We start from the raw sequence: 1,028 nt of genomic DNA on the forward strand, positions 1-1,028 counted from the left end.
TCTAGGTGTTTGATCCCAGGGTTTGATGGTGCAGTCTTTTCCCAGGCATGGAAGGACGCGCTATGGGCCAGGTTCTTCACGGGAGCGCCCGCACGACAGAGGCGGTCCGTCGCGCGATCCAGCATAGTCAAGCGAGCCTGAGGGACTTGGCACGGCGCTTTGGCGTCAACCCGAAGACCGTCGCCAAGTGGCGCAAGCGCTCCTCCGTGGCTGACCAGCCCACCGGCCCGAAGGCGCCGCGCTCAACCACCCTGTCCGCAGAGCAGGAAGCCATCATCGTGGCGTTCCGCCGTCACACGCTCCTGCCGCTGGACGACTGCCTCTACGCCTTGCAGGCGACAATCCCGCAGCTGACCCGATCCTCGCTGCACCGCTGCCTGCAGCGCCACGGCATCTCCCGCTTGCCCGAGGTCGAGGGCGACAAGGCCACCAAGAAGGCGTTCAAGGCGTATCCGATCGGCTTCTTCCACATCGACATCGCCGAGGTGCAGACCGCCGAAGGCAAGCTCTACCTCTTCGTAGCCATCGACCGCACCAGCAAGTTCGCCTTCGCTCAGTTGGTGGAGAGCGCAACGCGTGTCACCGCATCGGCCTTCCTCGAGGCCCTCGTCGCCGCCGTGCCGTACCGGATCCACACCGTGCTCACCGACAACGGCATCCAGTTCCGACTACCGCCTCGCTACGCCAATGGCCCAACCGCGCGATATCTCACGCACATGTTCGACTTGCGCTGCGCCGAGCATGGCATCGAGCACCGCTTCACCCGCATCAACCATCCTTGGACCAACGGCCAGGTCGAGCGGATGAACCGAACCATCAAGGACGCCACCGTCAAGCGCTTCCACTACGACAGCCACGATCAACTCCGGCAACACCTCGACGGCTTCATCGCCGCCTACAATTTCGCCCGCCGCCTCAAGCGCCTTCGCGGGCTCACACCATACGAGTTCATCTGCAAGGCGTGGGCAGACCAGCCCGACCGCTTCACACAAAATCCGCACCACCAAATGCCGGGACTAAACACCTAG

At 63.6% G+C, this 1,028-nt stretch carries 1 protein-coding gene; it reads left to right on the top strand.

Features of this window, described 5'->3' with window-relative positions; genetic code table 11:
* The first annotated feature begins 62 nt into the window (after nucleotides 1-62).
* Entirely contained in the window at nucleotides 63-1,028 is a 966-nt protein-coding gene (locus AC2D9U_RS24230; protein ID WP_484754222.1) for an IS481 family transposase, read from the top strand.

The organism is Roseomonas sp. TF40 (assembly GCF_057219975.1).

Excerpts from the sequence above, each read along its gene's own strand:
- AC2D9U_RS24230 (WP_484754222.1), top strand. The coding sequence starts at position 63 with ATGGGCCAGGTTCTTCACGGGAGCGCCCGCACGACAGAGGCGGTCCGT.